Annotated in this window: 18 protein-coding genes; 2 read left to right on the forward strand and 16 right to left on the reverse strand. The window is 48.7% G+C overall.

Features of this window, described 5'->3' with window-relative positions:
• Window positions 1–21: 21 nt before the first annotated feature.
• Window positions 22–3462, reverse strand: a complete 3441-nt coding sequence (gene metH / locus AC3RCL_RS18520; protein WP_492531254.1) for a methionine synthase — start codon at window positions 3460–3462, stop codon at window positions 22–24.
• 169 nt (window positions 3463–3631) lie between these two features.
• Between metH and AC3RCL_RS18525 the strand changes: the two genes are divergently transcribed.
• Window positions 3632–4168: a cupin domain-containing protein gene (locus AC3RCL_RS18525; RefSeq protein ID WP_090911665.1), complete on the forward strand. Its 537-nt coding sequence runs from the start codon at window positions 3632–3634 to the stop codon at window positions 4166–4168.
• Window positions 4169–4267: 99 nt separating this feature from the next.
• Here AC3RCL_RS18525 and AC3RCL_RS18530 read toward each other — a convergent pair whose 3' ends face one another.
• The 5 genes from AC3RCL_RS18530 to AC3RCL_RS18550 all read right to left on the reverse strand — a co-directional run bounded on the left by AC3RCL_RS18530 (window position 4268) and on the right by AC3RCL_RS18550 (window position 7354).
• Window positions 4268–4672, reverse strand: a complete 405-nt coding sequence (locus AC3RCL_RS18530) for a FixH family protein (RefSeq protein ID WP_090911668.1) — start codon at window positions 4670–4672, stop codon at window positions 4268–4270.
• A gap of 294 nt (window positions 4673–4966) precedes the next feature.
• Window positions 4967–5758: an HAD family hydrolase gene (locus AC3RCL_RS18535; protein WP_015734671.1), complete on the reverse strand. Its 792-nt coding sequence runs from the start codon at window positions 5756–5758 to the stop codon at window positions 4967–4969.
• A gap of 43 nt (window positions 5759–5801) precedes the next feature.
• Complete coding sequence (locus AC3RCL_RS18540; RefSeq protein WP_009596012.1) at window positions 5802–6326, reverse strand: hypothetical protein; 525 nt, start codon at window positions 6324–6326, stop codon at window positions 5802–5804.
• A 158-nt stretch (window positions 6327–6484) separates the two neighbouring features.
• On the reverse strand, window positions 6485–6691 hold the full coding sequence (locus tag AC3RCL_RS18545) for a DUF896 domain-containing protein (protein ID WP_015734670.1): 207 nt from the start codon (window positions 6689–6691) through the stop codon (window positions 6485–6487).
• Between the two features lie 291 nt (window positions 6692–6982).
• Entirely contained in the window at window positions 6983–7354 is a 372-nt protein-coding gene (locus tag AC3RCL_RS18550; RefSeq protein ID WP_492531258.1) for a LysM peptidoglycan-binding domain-containing protein, read from the reverse strand.
• 176 nt (window positions 7355–7530) lie between these two features.
• Between AC3RCL_RS18550 and lexA the strand changes: the two genes are divergently transcribed.
• Entirely contained in the window at window positions 7531–8157 is a 627-nt protein-coding gene (gene lexA / locus AC3RCL_RS18555) for a transcriptional repressor LexA (RefSeq protein ID WP_009596010.1), read from the forward strand.
• 70 nt (window positions 8158–8227) lie between these two features.
• Here the strand turns inward: lexA and AC3RCL_RS18560 are convergent, their stop codons facing one another.
• From AC3RCL_RS18560 to AC3RCL_RS18605, 10 genes are all read right to left on the reverse strand, one after another.
• On the reverse strand, window positions 8228–9034 hold the full coding sequence (locus tag AC3RCL_RS18560) for a hypothetical protein (RefSeq protein ID WP_213577884.1): 807 nt from the start codon (window positions 9032–9034) through the stop codon (window positions 8228–8230).
• Entirely contained in the window at window positions 9027–9563 is a 537-nt protein-coding gene (locus AC3RCL_RS18565; RefSeq protein ID WP_492531262.1) for an RNA polymerase sigma factor, read from the reverse strand. Before AC3RCL_RS18565 ends, AC3RCL_RS18560 begins: the two co-directional genes overlap by 8 nt.
• Window positions 9564–9704: 141 nt before the next feature.
• Window positions 9705–10388, reverse strand: coding sequence for a stalk domain-containing protein (locus AC3RCL_RS18570; protein ID WP_492531264.1), 684 nt, complete (start codon window positions 10386–10388; stop codon window positions 9705–9707).
• Window positions 10389–10598: 210 nt separating this feature from the next.
• Window positions 10599–11927 carry a type I glutamate--ammonia ligase gene (glnA, locus tag AC3RCL_RS18575; protein ID WP_015734665.1) on the reverse strand — a complete coding sequence of 443 codons (1329 nt, stop codon included), beginning with the start codon at window positions 11925–11927 and terminating at the stop codon, window positions 10599–10601.
• A gap of 60 nt (window positions 11928–11987) precedes the next feature.
• Window positions 11988–12398, reverse strand: coding sequence for a MerR family transcriptional regulator (locus tag AC3RCL_RS18580; protein ID WP_006209652.1), 411 nt, complete (start codon window positions 12396–12398; stop codon window positions 11988–11990).
• Between the two features lie 81 nt (window positions 12399–12479).
• Window positions 12480–13733, reverse strand: a complete 1254-nt coding sequence (locus AC3RCL_RS18585) for a methionine gamma-lyase family protein (protein ID WP_192572406.1) — start codon at window positions 13731–13733, stop codon at window positions 12480–12482.
• 146 nt (window positions 13734–13879) lie between these two features.
• Window positions 13880–15172 carry a GTPase HflX gene (gene hflX, locus AC3RCL_RS18590; protein WP_492531268.1) on the reverse strand — a complete coding sequence of 431 codons (1293 nt, stop codon included), beginning with the start codon at window positions 15170–15172 and terminating at the stop codon, window positions 13880–13882.
• A gap of 121 nt (window positions 15173–15293) precedes the next feature.
• A complete protein-coding gene (locus AC3RCL_RS18595) occupies window positions 15294–16277 on the reverse strand; it encodes an AAA family ATPase (RefSeq protein WP_213577879.1) in 984 nt (327 codons plus the stop codon).
• An 82-nt stretch (window positions 16278–16359) separates the two neighbouring features.
• On the reverse strand, window positions 16360–17013 hold the full coding sequence (locus tag AC3RCL_RS18600) for a YdcF family protein (protein WP_192572408.1): 654 nt from the start codon (window positions 17011–17013) through the stop codon (window positions 16360–16362).
• Window positions 17013–17570 carry a ribonuclease FAU-1 family protein gene (locus tag AC3RCL_RS18605; RefSeq protein ID WP_015734660.1) on the reverse strand — a complete coding sequence of 186 codons (558 nt, stop codon included), beginning with the start codon at window positions 17568–17570 and terminating at the stop codon, window positions 17013–17015. Before AC3RCL_RS18605 ends, AC3RCL_RS18600 begins: the two co-directional genes overlap by 1 nt.
• Between the last annotated feature and the right edge of the window lie 76 nt (window positions 17571–17646).

Here is a 17646-nt window from a genome sequence, read left to right on the forward strand (position 1 = left end):
GGCTGTACCGGTATTCTAATGTTAAGCTTTATCCACGTTAAAATAATGAGCCTCCGGATGGCTGAACACCATCGCGGATACCGACGCCTCCGGTTCCATCATGAAACCCTCGGTAAGATGAACGCCGATATCTTCTGGCTGCATCAATTTGAATAAAGGCTCCTGATCCTCCAGATCCGGACATGCCGGATATCCGAAGGATACGCGAATGCCTTGGTATCTCGCTCCCAGGCGCTGTTTCATCGTCATGTCTGCCGGATCTGGGTATCCCCACGTATCCCGCATCATATGGTGAATTCGCTCTGCCAGCCCTTCAGCCGTTTCCAGGGCAACCGATTGAAGTGCATGGGAACGGAGATAGTCGCCTTTATCCTTCCATTCCCCGGACAATTTCCCGACGCCGTGCCCTGCCGTAACGACCAGGAACCCGACGTAATCCATCACCCCGCTGTCTACGGATTTCAGGAAGTCCGCCAAGCACAGATACGGCTCCACCTGCTGCCTTGGAAACGTAAAGGTATGCAATATTTTCGATGCATCCTTTGGATCGTATATGATAATATCATTTCCTCGCGACTGCGCCGGGAAGAAACGGTACATGGCATGTGCCTGTATGATTCCCGATTGAACTGCCTCTTCCAGAATGCCGTCAACGGTTTCCTTAAGCGATACCGCCTTCGGATCATTGGCTTTGAGCAGCTGTTCCACGGATCCTTTAAGGCCTAAATGATGTCCCAACAGCATCTGCATGTTGATATAAGGCAGGATGTGCGAAATCGGATAATTCCGGAGCACATGCCGCTCCATATCCGGCGGTATATACACCGGGGCTTCGGTCGATATTTTGGATCGGAGTCCTTCAGACAGCTTCGGCATTACTTTTACAACCTGTGGCGCCGCTGCATCCGCTTCCTGCTCCGCCTTAATCTCTTCAGCCATTTGGGTCCGCAGCACCGGATCGCTCAGCTGGTTGGCCAATGCAAGCCCGTCCATCGCGTCTTTCGCGTAGAGCACCATTCCGTCATATTCGGGGCGGATGCGCGTCTTCGTGAACTTCCGCGTCAACGCGGCCCCGCCAACCATGATCGGAACGCTAATGCCCGCGTTTTTCAAGTCCTGGGCGGTGGATACCATCTGCTGTGCCGATTTGACCAACAAACCGGATAACCCGATGGCGTCAGGCTGCTCCCGCCGGTAAGCCTCGATAATTTGCTCCGGTGGTACTTTTATACCCAAATTAATGATTTGGTAACCATTGTTGGACAAGATGATCTCCACCAGGTTTTTACCGATATCATGGACGTCGCCCTTCACGGTGGCCAGCATGATTTTCCCTTTGACCGACGACTCGTTTTTCTCCATAAAGGATTCCAAATACGCCACGGAGGCTTTCATCACTTCGGCGCTTTGCAGCACCTCCGCCACAATGAGCTCGTTGTTGTTAAACAAGCGGCCAACCTCGGTCATCCCTGCCATTAGCGAGCCATTAATGATCTCCAGCGCGCCGTATTTGGTCAAGGCTTCATCCAAATCCGGAATCAGGCCTTCCTTGGAGCCTTCCACCACATAAGAGGCAAGTCTTTCTTCCAGCGTCAGATTGGATACCTTTACCTTCTTCTCTACCTTTTTATCCCGGAACGCGGCGACGAATGCCGCCAGCGTCTCATCATTGGTTCGATAAATCAGATCCTCCGCCAGACGCCGCTCTTCCTCCGGAATGGAGGCATAGCGCTCGAGCTTTTCCGTGTTCACGATTGCGTAGTCCAATCCGGCCTTCGTGCATTCGTACAGATACACGGAGTTCAGCACTTCACGGCCCGCTTCCGGCAATCCGAAGGAAACGTTGCTGATGCCGAGGATCGTATGCACTTTGGGCATGGCTTCTTTTATCATGCGAATGCCCTCTATCGTTTCCTTGGCTGATCCGATGTACTGCTCGTCACCCGTACCTACAGGGAACACAAGCGTGTCGAAAATAATATCCTCAGGCGAAATACCGTATTTGTTCACCAAGAGATCATAAGACCGCTGCGCCACCTTGAGCTTGTCGTCGCGATGAATCGCTTGACCGCTCTCATCGATGGTCCCTACGACGACCGCAGCGCCGTATTTGTGCACCAACGGAGTCACATGCTCAAATTTCTCCTCGCCGTCTTCAAGGTTAATGGAGTTAATGATGGCTTTCCCTTGCGAATATTGCAGGGCCAAGTCAATGACCGCCGGATCGGTTGTGTCGATCATCAGCGGCACCTTCACCTTTTTGACCACCAGCTCCAGGAATTGGATCATATCCTCAGCTTCTTCGCGATCCGGATCCTGTACGCATACATCAATGACATGGGCGCCATTCTTGACTTGAGCACGAGCGATCTCGGAAGCTTCCTCATATTTTCCTTCCACGATCAAACGCTTAAATTTGCGCGAACCTAAAACGTTTGTTCTTTCGCCCACCATATACGGACGGTTTTCCTGCTCGATATATACCGGCTCGATGCCGGACAATGCCGGCAAGTGCCTGCCCTCAAGCGGACGTGGGGTGAAGCCATCCATCGTTTGTTTTAAAGCCCGGATGTGGTCAGGTGTCGTACCGCAGCATCCCCCTGCGATGTTAAGCCAACCTTTTTCAGCAAAAGCCCCCATCTTTTGGGCAAGCGATTCAGGAGATTCATGGTATTGACCATTCTCGTCAGGCAGACCCGCATTCGGATAACAGCTGATCGCGCTTCTCGACATTTCGGACAAGGAACGGATATGGTCGCGCATGAACTCCGGCCCCGTCGCACAGTTCAGGCCGATGGATACGGGATTCAAGTGTTCCAAAGAAATGTAAAACGCCTCGATGTTCTGCCCCGCAAGCGTTGTTCCCATCGGTTCGATTGTGCCGGATATCATGATGGGAAGGGTGACGCCTGTCTTATCAAACGCTTGTCGAATCCCAATGCTCCCTGCTTTCACATTGAGCGTATCCTGCGACGTCTCGAGCAATAGGGCATCCACGCCGCCTTCAATCAAGGCCACGGCTTGCTCCTCGTAACTCTCGATCAATTCGGCGAAGGTCACGCCGCCGGTAACCGACAGCGTCTTGGTTGTCGGACCCATCGCACCCACGACATATCGCGGGCTGTCCGGCGTAGAATATTTCTCAACTGCAGCGCGGGCCAGATGAGCCGCTTTCAGGTTGATTTCCCGGGCAAGTTCAGGTATATCGTATTCAGCAAGCACAACGGACGTTGCGCCAAATGTATTGGTTTCAATCAGGTCGGCACCTGCTTCAAGATATTGTTCATGTATTTTTTGAATGACGTCGGGCCGATGAATGACCAGCATTTCATTGCAGCCATCCAGCTCCGGGCCGCCAAAATCTTCAGCCGAGAGGTCCTCTTGCTGGATCATCGTGCCCATGGCACCGTCAAGAATTAATATTCGTTCTTTAAGCACTTCTTGTAAGCTAGGCTTGTTCAACTCATAAACCTCCCCCGAAAACGTTAAATCTTAGTGTATCAGAATACTTTTCAATAGAAAAGTCGAAATATTGCGCAGCTATCGGTATAAATCTACATTTGCAGATGACAAATGCGGTGAGGGGGGCTATAATACATATTAATCCAACGGGAGAAAGAGGGTTAAAGCTATGGCAGAAATCGTGATTCGCAACACGAACGAACGCATTACTGGGGAAGAAAATGTTCGGGAATTCCTGAATAACCAAGAGGTTGTTTATGAGCATTGGAATATGGATAAACTCCCGGCAGATCTTCAAGAAAATTTCAAGCTGAGTGATGAAGATAAGCAGCGCATTTTGGACACTTTTGACGAAGAAATTCGCGACCTGGCTGCAAGACGCGGCTACAAAATCTGGGATGTCATCACGCTTTCCGAGTCCACGCCCAATATAGAGGACCTGCTTAAAAAATTCGAAGAAGTTCACACCCACTCGGAAGACGAAATCCGAGCGATCGTTGGCGGCAAAGGGATCTTCATTATTAAAGGCTCCGACGATGTCGGTTACTTTAACGTAGAGCTTGAGCCGGGCGACGTTATTTCCGTACCGGAAAATACGCCTCATTTCTTCACGCTGATGGAGAACAAGCAGATCATTGCGGTTCGTCTCTTTATTGAAGAGAACGGCTGGGTAGCTACTCCGGTAGAAGATCCCCAATTCCAATAAGCCTAAAGCGGCTGACTGAATAGGAAAATGGAATAAGGCAGCGCATGATCCGCCCAACGGATGGATGCGCTGCCTTATTTATTGGCTGTGTATGGTGTATTACTCGGTTACCGTCAGTTCCTTCAGCGGCATGGAGTGCTGCCCTCTTGCCGTGACATGGGAAACGATGCGATAGGTTCCTGCTTCCTCGAAGGTTTTCTCCATTTTGTAGACCCCGCCTTGATCATGTTTGACCGGAACCTTTGCCTGAACGCCTCCGCCTTCCAGCGTCACTTCGAATTCCACGTCATTTGCATCTTCGACCGGGCTGCCTGCTTGTGTTACCTTCGCTTCGATCAACACTTTCTCGCCTGCCTTAATGCTCTCTGGGGTCAGAGAGAGCTCTACGATAATCGGCTCAGCCATCACATCATCACTGGGTTCCGCCTTGCTGTCATTGCATGCGGCAAGCGCAACCGCCATCAACACCATGGCTGCAATAAAGGCCATCTTTTTCCTGGTCATCCAACCACCTCTTTTACGAATTCATGCTATGTATGATTTATTCACGTAATGGTCCATTACAAACAGCGTCATTTTCCTAATTCATTATATCGCATTATTCTTTAACTTCTATCTCATGCAGCTTACAATTGTGTGACGTTTGTCACTGCCAACAGCCTCTTTCCTTTCAAACATGGCAACCAACAAAAAAACAGCCCCGAATCGCATCAGCTGCTGCCAGGACTGTTCCTATGTACGCTAATATATCTCACTAATAGATCTTGTAGAATAGTCGTGAACTCTTGATCACGTCATTTATAAGGACGCCACAATAGCATGCAGCTCGGATAAATGTTTGATCTCAAACTTCGGCTGAATGGCCGGATCATGAGGCCGGTCTACCCGATTGATCCAAACCGTATGCAGTCCTGCGGCATTGCCGCCTTTAATATCTGTGGTCAGCTTATCTCCCACCATCACGGCCTGATCCGCCTCGACGCCTAACAGATCAAGCGCATGCTTGAATATGGAAACATCCGGCTTGCCTTTGCCGAAATCACCCGAGATAATAATGTGGTCAAAATAAGGGACCAGTTCCGGAACGCCATCAAGCTTCTCCTGCTGCAAATCCGGACTTCCGTTCGTTAGAAGCAGCAGCTTCACGTTACCCTGCAATTCCTTCAGCACTTCAAAGGTTTCTTCATATACGTAAGGTCTTGTTCTGCGTTCCGCAGCAAATTGCGCTGCCAACGTCTCAGCCAACGCTTCATTATCAACGCCAAGGCGATGAAGTCCGCGACGCCAGGATTCTTTGCGGTATACGGGAGCCAATTCTTGCAGCTTTCGGAATTCAGGCTGGGATCCAGCCGTAAAATTAGCCCACAAGCCTTCAAACGGATTGATCCCGATCATTTTGGTAAAAGCAAAAGTATCATAGGATTCATACAATGCTCTTGCTTCTTCACGCACCGCGGCCAAAAGCGCGCCGGCATCAACGCCGGTTTCCGCCGCTCCGGCTTGGCATGTCACTTCAAACGCTTCTTCTACACTGCGTTCATCCCACAACAACGTATCGTCCAAATCAAACAAAACCGCAGCAATCGGCATTTCTCTCCCACTCCTCATATACATTGTGACCTACTCAATCGGGTTAGTTGTGCTCCACTGGAATTTGATGAGTCTTTGCAAACTCTTCCAATCTTTCGCCCATGGCTTTGGTATCGTAAAGATTCATCATTCGTGAGAACACCCAGTTGCCTGCTTTTCCCTTGCCTTGGATCACGACGGAACCCGAAGCCAATTTGATCTTCTCGATATCCGATACGGCCAGACGGCGTTCCCGGTTGAACTTCATGGTCGACACGGAGGCCCGCTCTATCTTCAAATAAGGCTTGCGGAGAAATATCATGAGCGCCAACAGGATATACAAGCTGACGCCAACCCAATTCAATACATCATTGCTTCCGCCGGCTGCCTGTGAAGTTGCCGTTCCGAGAAGCGCATACAAACCGGCCAATGCAACAAGCACTAACGGAAGTACATACTTACGTCCCTTAAACACGTCATGCTTATCATTAATCGCAGACCCTTGATACGAGGTCAATCCCTGCTTTTTGCGCTGTTTGTTAAGTTGCGACATATTTTTGCTGACTTTTCTTTCCCATGAACGTGACATTTGGTTCCCCCTGAACTCATAATCAAAATGTTTATAAACCATATAAACTTGGGGTAACCGTAATCGATTATCCGAATGGCCGGTACCCCAAGTATTATTATGCTATCCTTCGATCTGTTCACGGATCCTCTGAATATATATCCTTGAACGGTTATCGACTAGTGCTTTAATCGCGGGCCGCCTTTTTGTTCGTTTTCATCAACCCATTCAATCGATTCCAGCTGTTGTCTAAAGTTACTGCGAATATTGTTAAGGTATATTTCCCGAAGCTCGGCCCGTTCTTTGAGCTCCTCCTCGGTCAACCCTTCATTCTTCTTCTTTCTTGCTAATACATTGATGCGTTCTACCAAAGTATCGATGTCCATGACTTCTCCTCCAATTTCGATATCATGTATAACTTAAACATGTGAAAAAGAGCTTGTCAAGGCAACTGAGCCCTTGCAAACTCTTCTAAGAACAAATAGGAATATATGATGCGCATAAACGAATACCGTCTATGGGGAGGTAATCTATAGTTATCTATTGTAAACGCGCTATTACGCGTAAATGATTCAATCTGACAAGCAGAATATGATGTGTCATTAAACAGGAAGTAACCAGTAGTATGTGGTGATTATATGGAGTATGAATGCCAATTGGTTAGAAGCAACGTCAAATCACCAAACCGGCAATGACAGCACTTCCCCAGCCTGTATGTCCGGACCCTTCAATCCGTTCATTCTTCGTATGCTATCCAGATATACGCGTGTATCCATATCCGCAGGTTTGTGAAGGGAAGCTATTCGCCACAAGCTATCGCCATATTGAACGATCACCTGCTTCTCTCCAGTCGGCTTCTCTGTCCCACCGGCAAAAACGGAATATGCACCTGTCCAAAAGATGGCCACAATTAGCAGGGTGAACAACAGTTTATTCAAAGGGATCGAAGCTATCTTCGATTTAAAGTAAATGCCCCAAGTCTTCGATGATTGTTCTGTTACCACCGGAACGTTCTCATAAATGCTGCGGTATGTACTGTATTTCAACATGGAATCATCATCTCCCAAACAAGTGTTCTCTTATGGATTCATCTTAACACGAACACTTGTTTGATTCAATACCCAAAAGAACATTTGTTCTATTTTTATTTTAGAACTTATGTTTGTACGAACGGTAGTTCTATGTTATAATTTTCCCAAACGTTACTAAATGGGGTTGATACGGCATGTCGAAAATATCCAGCCGCCAGCTGGCGATCTTAGAGTTTATCCGCAACGAAGTTCGTAGCAAGGGTTACCCGCCTTCTGTCCGGGAAATCGGCGAGGCTGTCGGACTAGCTTCCAGTTCTACGGTCCATGGTCATCTGGACCGTTTGGAGAAGAAAGGCCTGATCCGCCGTGACCCTACGAAACCAAGAGCGATCGAGCTGCTTGGCCAAGAAGAATCCGAGAGCGCGAATCTGTTTACGCACACCATTGCCAGAGTGCCTGTCGTCGGGAAAGTCACAGCAGGCGTGCCGATTACGGCCATGGAGAACATTGAAGACTATTTCCCGCTCCCGCAGCATTACGTGGGCGACGATAAGGTGTTCATGTTGTCCGTAGTCGGCGACAGTATGATTGAAGCCGGTATTCACAGCGGTGACTACGTCATCGTTCGCCAGCAGCAAACCGCGGACAATGGTGACATTGTCGTAGCAATGACAGAAGAAGATGAAGCAACCGTGAAGACCTTCTATAAGGAGAAGGACCATGTACGATTGCAGCCGGAGAATCCTACCTATGAGCCGCTGCGCTTGAACCATGTTACGATTCTCGGGAAAGTGATCGGTCTCTTCAGGGACGTACACTAATTCCATAGAATTATGAATAAGAGGTTACCTTCCTTATATTGGAATGGTAACCTCTTTTTTAGGACATGCACTAGAACGTTCCGGTCTTACGCAACACTAGAACCAACGCATTTTGCTTAAGATCTAATTGATACATTCTTTCAGAAACATAGTCCGGCGAACCTTCGCCTCCCGGTCCCTCGGTAGACTGCAGAACAAGCTTATTCTCCTTCACCTCGGGAGCCGTACCGGGTCTATAATACGAAAAGTAGGATACCAAGGACTCATCCTGAAATCGAAGCTGCACGGCATTACCCGTTTCATGCTCTACGGCGAACGCATAGATTTGTATGCCATGACAGTCCCTATATTGCGGTGCGAGTATAAATACATCGGCATCTTGAAACGGCAGGCGAATCATATCAACCGGAGCAGATGTCGGTTGAATAAATGTAAGCCCCTCCAGCGTAGTGACTTCATTTGTAACTTGGTTAGTGCTATACTGCACGCTGTAGTTTCCGGTAAACGACCGATCCGTTTCGATACCGAAGCAGCTCGGTGCACCCAATGTCGTTATTTTTTCCTGTCCAACTGCAATAACGTTTAACCTTCCTTCATCCGTTACGCCTTGTGCCCGGATTGTCTCCTCTTTAGTAGGGGGCTTAGTCCCTGCTCTCTGTTGTTCGTCCCCGCCATAAGGCAATTGAAAGGCAATTAAAATAATCAGAAGCATGAACCCGCCAGCCAATCCAACTTGTAAGTACTTTCGACGTTTAGGTTTGCTGTCGGTGAAAATCACGGACCTATGCACGTTTTTTTTCATTTCGGACGTGAACTTTTCATTTGAAAAAGGAGCTTTTTTAGCACGGTTGTACCAGTCTGGTTTATCCTCACTCATCGTTCTTCTCCTTCATTAGTTTTTGTACTTTTTTCCTGGCCCGATGCAATCTGGATTTTACGGTGCCTATCGCAATATGAAGCAGCTTCGCAATCTCATGCATCGGCATTTCATAGTATAGGTCCAGGACCAATACTTCCCTAAGCTTGCTCGGCAAAGTCATAATCATTGCCCATATTTCATCCGCATACTGCTGGTCCCAATATTCCGCTTCTGCTGACCGACTTGACGAACTGGCGGTAAGCTTGTCTTTAAGGATGACTTTCCGAAAGAAAAAAGCCTGTTTGTACCGAAACGCCGTATGTCGCGTGATCGTTAGCAGCCACGTTTTCAGCGTCGCCTGACCGCGAAAGGTATGTATGCCGTAATAGGCCTTAATAAAGGCTTCTTGTGCAATATCGTCTGCCAAGGCATGCTGTTTGGTCAAAAAATACGCATAATTCCACACATCGTTTCCATATTCATTCATGATTTTATCCAGCGTCTGGCTGTCCATGACCGTCATCTGCTTTAAGTATTCGAGCTCCAACCGATTCACCTCATCTAATTAGAGTCATGGAAGCGAGCAAAGGTTCCTTTTTTCGCAAAATAAAAAAGAATCTCCCGTAGGTAAGGGAAGATTCTTTATGGACTAATATTAGTGCGTGACTAAACTGATTCTGTAAAAGAATTATTTATATGTACCTGTCAGGAATATAGTGTCATCTCCTGTTATATCTTTCTGAAATTTCACATTTACTTCAATTTGATTTGCATCTTCAATATCAATAACGATATGCTGTCCAATATCTTTAGGCGACAGCATAAGCTCTTTTATCTTTGTCTTGCCATTATATATCGTTACAGAGATATCATTACGGATATTAATCGGTAACAATGAAAGATCTAGTACTTTATATTTTCCTTTTGGTTCAAGAATGATCGTTTTTTCAGAATTATTAATTTCTCTCATTACGATACCAGAACCATAATCTTTTCCATTATGTTCGGTGTACTGCTTATCACTTGTGGTGAAGGAAGTACTATTAATCTTGATTCCTTCTTTGGTTATAATTGTTGTATCTGGTTTTTCTCCGATAATAATTTTTTGATTCTTGCTATCATATTCAACGACAGAGCCAAGTGCCTCGGAGATCGCTTTTACAGAGATATAATTTGAGTTGTTGTATGTAATTGTTGCAAGTTTTTTTCCTGATTGATCTTTTGGAACCCAATCTTCACCATTAACCTCATATTTAATTCCCCAGTTTAAATTTGCACTTATTTTTTCTAGTGCAGGAGCAGCTCCTACCCCTATTGTCATTCCTCCTAACATCGTTGCCACTGAGAGTAATAGAATATATTTCTTTTTCATCACCCGAACCTCCTATATATTGGAATTCAAGTAATATTGTAAGTGACTTCATGGATGAATTCAATCACATAAAAACAATGGAGTGTCGTCTTAAAGACCTTAATGACTAAAAGTTATAATACCTGAGTTGTTCAAACACGTAAGCTAAAAACGTACTTACGGTTTAGACAAAAAAATCCCCGCTGCCACTTAGCAGCGGGGATTCCTCTATTAATACATCGTAATGTACTGATCGCGTTCCCATTGGTGAACTTGCGTTCTATACATATCCCATTCGATCTCTTTCAGCTCGTAGAAGTGAGCCAGCGCATGGTCACCGAGTGCATCGGAAATGACTTCGCTGCGGATCAATTCGTTGAGCGCTTCCTTCAGGTTTGCCGGCAAGCTTGGGATGCCTTCCTCGATGCGCTCTTCTTCCGTCATCACGTAGATGTTGCGGTCGATCGGTGCCGGAAGCGACAGCTCACGCTTAACGCCGTCCAAGCCAGCTTTCAGCATGACTGCCAGAGCCAGATACGGATTCGCAGCCGGATCCGGGTTACGCACTTCGATGCGCGTGCTCAGACCGCGGGATGCTGGAATACGAATCATCGGGCTGCGGTTACTTGCAGACCATGCCACGTAGCAAGGTGCTTCGTAACCAGGCACGAGACGCTTGTACGAGTTCACCGTCGGGTTCGTGATCGCAGCAAACGCGCGTGCATGCTTAAGAATACCCGCCATATAGTTCCGAGCCGTTACGCTCAGGCCAAGCTCGTCGCTCTCATCAACGAACGCGTTCTCGCCGCCTTTGAAGAGCGATTGGTTGCAGTGCATGCCGGAGCCGTTTACGCCGAATAGCGGTTTTGGCATAAACGTTGCAATCAGTCCATGCTGACGAGCGATCGTCTTAACAACCAATTTAAAGGTTTGAATCTGGTCAGCCGCTTTGATCGCATCTGCGTACTTGAAGTCGATTTCGTGCTGGCCAGGCGCAACCTCATGGTGAGAAGCTTCGATTTCGAAGCCCATCTCTTCCAGCGTCAGCACGATGTCACGGCGGCAGTTCTCGCCGAGATCCGTAGGCGCCAGGTCAAAGTATCCGCCTTGGTCATTCAGCTCCATCGTCGGATTGCCTTTTTCGTCGGTTTTGAACAGGAAGAATTCCGGCTCCGGACCGACATTCATGGAAGTGAAGCCCATCTCTTCGGCTTCCTTCAGTGCTCTCTTCAGAATGCCGCGCGGATCTCCCGCAAACGGGGTGCCGTCCGGCATGTAAACATCACAGATCAGACGTGCGACGCGATCCTCGGATACCCAAGGGAAGATCATGAAGGTATCCAGATCCGGGTACAGGTACATATCGGATTCCTCGATACGCACATACCCTTCGATGGAAGAACCGTCAAACATCATTTTATTATCAAGCGCTTTAGGCAGCTGGCTTACCGGAATTTCAACGTTTTTGATCGTTCCCAGCAAATCTGTAAATTGCAAGCGGATAAATCGAACATTTTCTTCTTTGGCGATGCGTAGAATGTCCTCTCTGGTATAACTCACTTTATCCTCTCCTTTTTAAATAAAAAACTAGACTCCATGAAGAATGACAGCATGGCAATCCTATTTATTAAAAAACCGGGATAATTCCCCTTGAATCAATGAAACCTGACCCGGTCTTTTAGCGGTAATCAATTCCTGCTTCAGCAAACGGCGCAGCTGCGACTCCGACATCTCACGGCGTCTGTTCTCCGTATCCGGCGTAATGACGGTAGCCTCTTCAGACTCTTTCGTGACCGGGTTCATGACTTGCTTAATACCGGCAATGTTCACGCCTTTTTCAATCAAAGCCTTAATCTCTAGCAGTCGCTCCACATCATTGAAGGAAAACAGGCGTTGGTTGCCCGACGTACGGGCTGGGACAATTAAATTATGCTGCTCATAATAGCGAATTTGTCTGGCAGATAGATCCGTAAGCTTCATAACAATGCCTATCGGAAATAACGCCATATTCCTCCGAATCTCATCACCCATATCTCATCAACCTTCCAAGTGGTTATTCTGATCCTATTGTACATTTCCTGATCAGCCACGTCAACCGCATGTAAGGATAACTTACAATAGTTTACGATCTTTCATGCTTTGGAGTGCCATAAGTACCCCATATTTAACATGAGAATAAGTCAAACCACCCTGCATGTAGCCGATATAGGGTGAACGGATAGGCGCATCCGCGGACAATTCCAGGCTTCCTCCCTGAATGAACGTGCCTGCCGCCATGATCACCGGATGCTCATATCCCGGCATATCCCAAGGTTCGGGAACCACATGGCTGTCCACGGCAGCGGCCCGTTGAATCCCTTGTACAAAAGCGATCAGATGTTCCGCTCCGCTAAAAGATACCGCCTGGATCAAATCGGTACGCTCATCCTGCCAGCCCGGCTTGGTCGTAAATCCCACGGCTTCAAACATCGCAGCAGCATAGACGCTTCCCTTAATGGCTTGCCCGACGGTGGAAGGTGCCAGGAATAAGCCCTGATAGATTCCTCGGGTTGTTCCCAGCATAGCCCCTACTTCACGTCCGATTCCGGGTGCAGTCAACCGATACGCCGCCTGCTCGACATAGGCTGCTTTGCCGCATATGTAGCCGCCGGTTTCGGCAATGCCGCCGCCAGGATTTTTGATTAGGGAACCCGCCATCAGATCAACGCCGACCTCCGTCGGTTCCAGACGCTCCGTAAACTCACCGTAGCAGTTATCCACAAACACGATTACATCCTCGCGAATGGACCGTATACGGCTTACCATCTCGCCAATCTGGGCAACGGTAAACGAAGACCGCCAATCATATCCCCGGGAACGCTGGATACCGATAACTTTCGTTGAAGGCGCAATGGCACTCTCAACCCGCTCCCAATCAATGTCCCCTTGTTCTGTCAGGGCCACCTCACGATAGCCGATACCGAAATCGCGCAGCGATCCGGTGCCGTCCCCGGGCTCGCCAATGACTTTATGCAGCGTATCGTAGGGACGCCCTGTAATATACAGCAGCTCATCTCCCGGTCGTAATACACCAAACAAAGCCGTCGAGATCGTATGGGTTCCCGAAGCAAAATGGGGCCGGACCAGGGCAGATTCGGCTCTGAATACGTCAGCGTAAACTTCATCCAGCACTTCACGGCCACGATCATTATAGGCATAGCCGGTGGAACCCGCAAAATGGAAATCACTCACCTGAAACTTCTGGAAAGCATCAATGACCTTCCACTGATTAAAATCAACAATGGTGTCAATCTCCCGTATACGCCGACTGATTTTGGACTCAATCTCACTGCTCAATTCAAGTATATCTTGCGAAAATCTTGCCATGACGAACTGCTCTCTCCTCTTATACACATGATGTCTCACATCTTAACACATATTTTTGTTACATAGAACTCATCAACGTTTCAAAACCGCCCCGAACACGCAATATAAGCCCCTGAACAGGGGCTTATGCGCATTTACTCCTATGCTTAAGATCCATTCTGAACGTACTTATGAAGCAAATAACCCATCTTTTCATAATCCGCTTTATTGATCCGGACCTCATAGAGGATATCATTCTCGTCAAAAGACTGCTCCAGCACGTCTCCGACCCGGTATACTACCGAGTTCAAATCGCCGCGGTCGGCCGGAATCCGGAACGTGACGTTGCCTCCGGAGAGCCGGTCCTGAATCGCTTCGCGCACCGATTCCAAATCCTCATCAACGTACGCGCTGATCTTTAATTGCCCCTCACCCGTCGGCAGCATTTCCAACTGCCCCGGCTCACATGCATCCTTTTTGTTAAACAGGACGATTTGAGGTTTATCGGCGGCACCCAAATCCTGAAGAATGGACTGAACCACTGCCATCTGTTCGTCCCGCATAGGTGAAGAAGCATCCACGACATGAAGGATCAGATCGGCTTCGTTTGCTTCTTCCAGCGTCGCACGGAACGCAGCCACCAGATCATGGGGAAGATTCTGTATGAATCCTACGGTATCCGTAAGCACGACTTCTTTGCCGCTTGGCAGCTCGAGCACGCGCGAAGTGGGATCCAGCGTCGCAAACAATTGATTTTCGATGTAAACGTCTGCGGCCGTTAACCGATTCAACAAAGTCGATTTGCCGGCATTGGTGTAACCAACAAGCGCAACCTGCACGGCCCCGCTCTTCTTCCGGCGTTCCCGATGGAGCGTCCGATGCCGGGTGACTTCATCCAACTGCCGCTTCAGATCGCTGATTCTGTCGCGAATATGCCTGCGGTCGGTTTCGAGCTTGCTCTCCCCCGGTCCGCGCGTCCCGATTCCCGCTCCGAGCCTGGACAGATTTTTGCCATGTCCCGACAACCTCGGGAGCAGGTACGTAAGCTGGGCCAGCTCCACCTGGATAATTCCCTCACGCGTTTTCGCCCGCTGCGCGAAAATATCCAGAATCAATTGAGTCCGGTCGATAATCTTGACATCAAGCGATTCTTCCAGATTTCGAACCTGCGCCCCCGATAATTCCTGGTCGAATATGGCCGTGGTTGCGCCTAAGCCATCAACCGCCATGCGCAGCTCTTCGACTTTCCCTTTGCCGATGAACCATTTGGAATCCGGCACTTCCCTATTTTGCGTAATGACATCCAGCACCTCTACTCCAGCGGTTTCGGCCAGCTGAACCAGCTCCTGCAGCGAGTGTTCCGGATTAATCCCGGTGCGTTTAACCGCGTCCGTTACCAAACTGACCAGAACGGCCTTATCTTCGATCTCTGTCCGGGTATCATGCGTTATATTTGTCATATAGCCAACTCCTTCTAACGATACGTCTCCTAATTTAACTAACCGCTGCTGCCTGCAATAAACATTATGATCCAAAGAAAGCAGCGTTACCCCTTCATTATGTTCGAAGACAAGCTTAAAATCATTGTAATTTTCCGTTTAACTTAAAGTCCTCCGGCCGCAGGGTCATAAGCTCCAGCTTGCCGGGATTTCCGGTTACGTACTGATTCAGCAGCCGAACCGATTGATTCCTTATCGATTTCTCGATGACATTCCTTACATAACGTGCATTACTGAAGGCGTGTAGTCCGTGATCCTTCTCCATCTGCAGGTGTTCCTTGAGCTTGGTCAGCGACTGCGGCATCAAGATATAATCCCTCTCCTTCGCCATCAGCTCGGAAATCTGGATCAGTTGATCCAGATTGTAATCGGGGAAGTCCATCTGGATCGGAAAACGGGAATAGAGACCGGGATTCGAATCCATAAAAAAATCGATCTCGTCGCTGTAACCCGCCAGAATAAGAATGAACTGGTTTTTATGATCCTCCATGGCTTTGACAAGCGTATCGATCGCTTCCTTGCCAAAATCCTTCTCGCCTCCGCGCGCGAGGCTGTAGGCCTCGTCGATGAACAAAATGCCACCCAACGCCTTCTTGACCAGTTCCCTGGTCTTTTGTGCCGTGTGGCCGATATATTCGCCTACGAGGTCCGCCCGCTCCACTTCGACCAGATGACCCTTATTCAGCACGCCCATCTTCTGAAACAGCTTCGCCACGATGCGGGCGACCGTCGTTTTGCCCGTACCGGGATTTCCTTTGAAAATCATATGGTATACATGACCGCCGCTTAATAAGCCTGCTTCCGAACGCATCTGGGCTACTTGAAGCAGAGCATAGATTTCAAACACCAGGTCTTTGATCTGTTCGAGACCTACCAGCTGATCCAGCTCTTTTTGTATTTCCTGGAATAGACTGTGCTGGGAAACAGGGTTCGGCGAAGGGGCCGGTTCGCGTTCCGGAACCGCACTGCTGATGAGTGGGGGTTCCGCGCTGCGGAGCACGACATTTATCTGCCGGGATGGCCGTCCTTCAGATCGGCCGTTAGCGGCCGTTACACGCCCGTTCATTGCTCCTCACCTCTTTATCCAAAGGGCTGACTATCTATTCCAATGTATTCTATTTACAGCCTGCTTATTAGAAGTTTCGTCCTCATAGGACACCCATGGCGATCAACAGCCGATCCGCCGTCCATTTCGTATAAGCCAGCACTTCCCGGGACTTGTGCTTGGCCATGGGCAGAACGGTAGATTCCGTCAGCGACATCGAGGGTTGATCGTAGCCAAGGGCTGTTGCGACCTCCATGGCCCTCGTCCCGTGGTAATCATGGGTTACAATGATAGCGGTGTTCCACCCGTGCTCCTCCATGATCGCTTGGCTGTATAGCAAATTCTCGTAAGTGCTCGTAGCTTCGTTCTCAAGGAAGATTCGTTCTTCGGGCACCCCTGCCTCGACCAGGAAGTTTCTCATCCCCTCGGCTTCGGTATAATTGTAGTCGGGTTTATCCAGACCGCCTGTAACAATGAAGGTATCAAATCGACCGGCATTGTACTCAACCAGCGCATGCTCAAGGCGTTCGCGAAGGCCGGGACTTGGTTGATCCCCCCACATGGAGGCGCCCAAAATGATGCCGACGTCCGCTTTCTCCGCCGGTCTGCTGACGGCGCTTTCGATTTTCCAATACGCATAACCTGACCATAAAACTCCGAGAACGACGAGCGAGAGCAGGGTATAGATCCCTCGCCGATACCACGCTCTCTTTCTTGTGCCTGCGGTCGGCAGGCCTTTATGTATTTCCTGACGCATTATTTCTTCCTCCTGAACTCTCCGTTATGAAATAACTGGTCGCGATGCTTCAGTGACATCATAAAGTAAGGAAATTCATGTGCGTCGATGGCCCGAAGCAGGTTCCGAGCAGTCACCTTGGCAAGCCTGTAATCATCCCGGGTAATATCATTCCGGCGCAGGGCATCCTCAAGCTCATCTTCATCCAGCAAGAACACTTCGCCATTCTTGACGACCACAACGTCCAGGTATAGATCGTCAAACCATGGAACGCCCTGATCGGTTACACCCTGTTTCTTGCAAATATCGATATACCATTGAACAATATTTCGCTTGTCGTCAAACATGGCCGTAACGATGTAATGGCTGTCCTTGGGATAATACTGCAGCCATGAATAGCCTTTGTCCGCGATTCGGTAAGTATGACGGCCATACGTCTTCCACAACGGTTCTTTCAGGCCATAGATGGTATATAACGTGAGATACCCTGTAAATTGCTCACATTCCACATACCGGGAAGTGAAGTGCCGGCGCGTGATACGGCGCCAATTCGCCCGATCTCCGAATTTACGTTTCATGGAACTTTTCCTCCCCATTCGTATTCCCAGCTTACCACATTTGGGTAACACACTCAAAACAAAGAAGCCTCCGCAA

This window comes from Paenibacillus sp. MT86 (assembly GCF_058792535.1).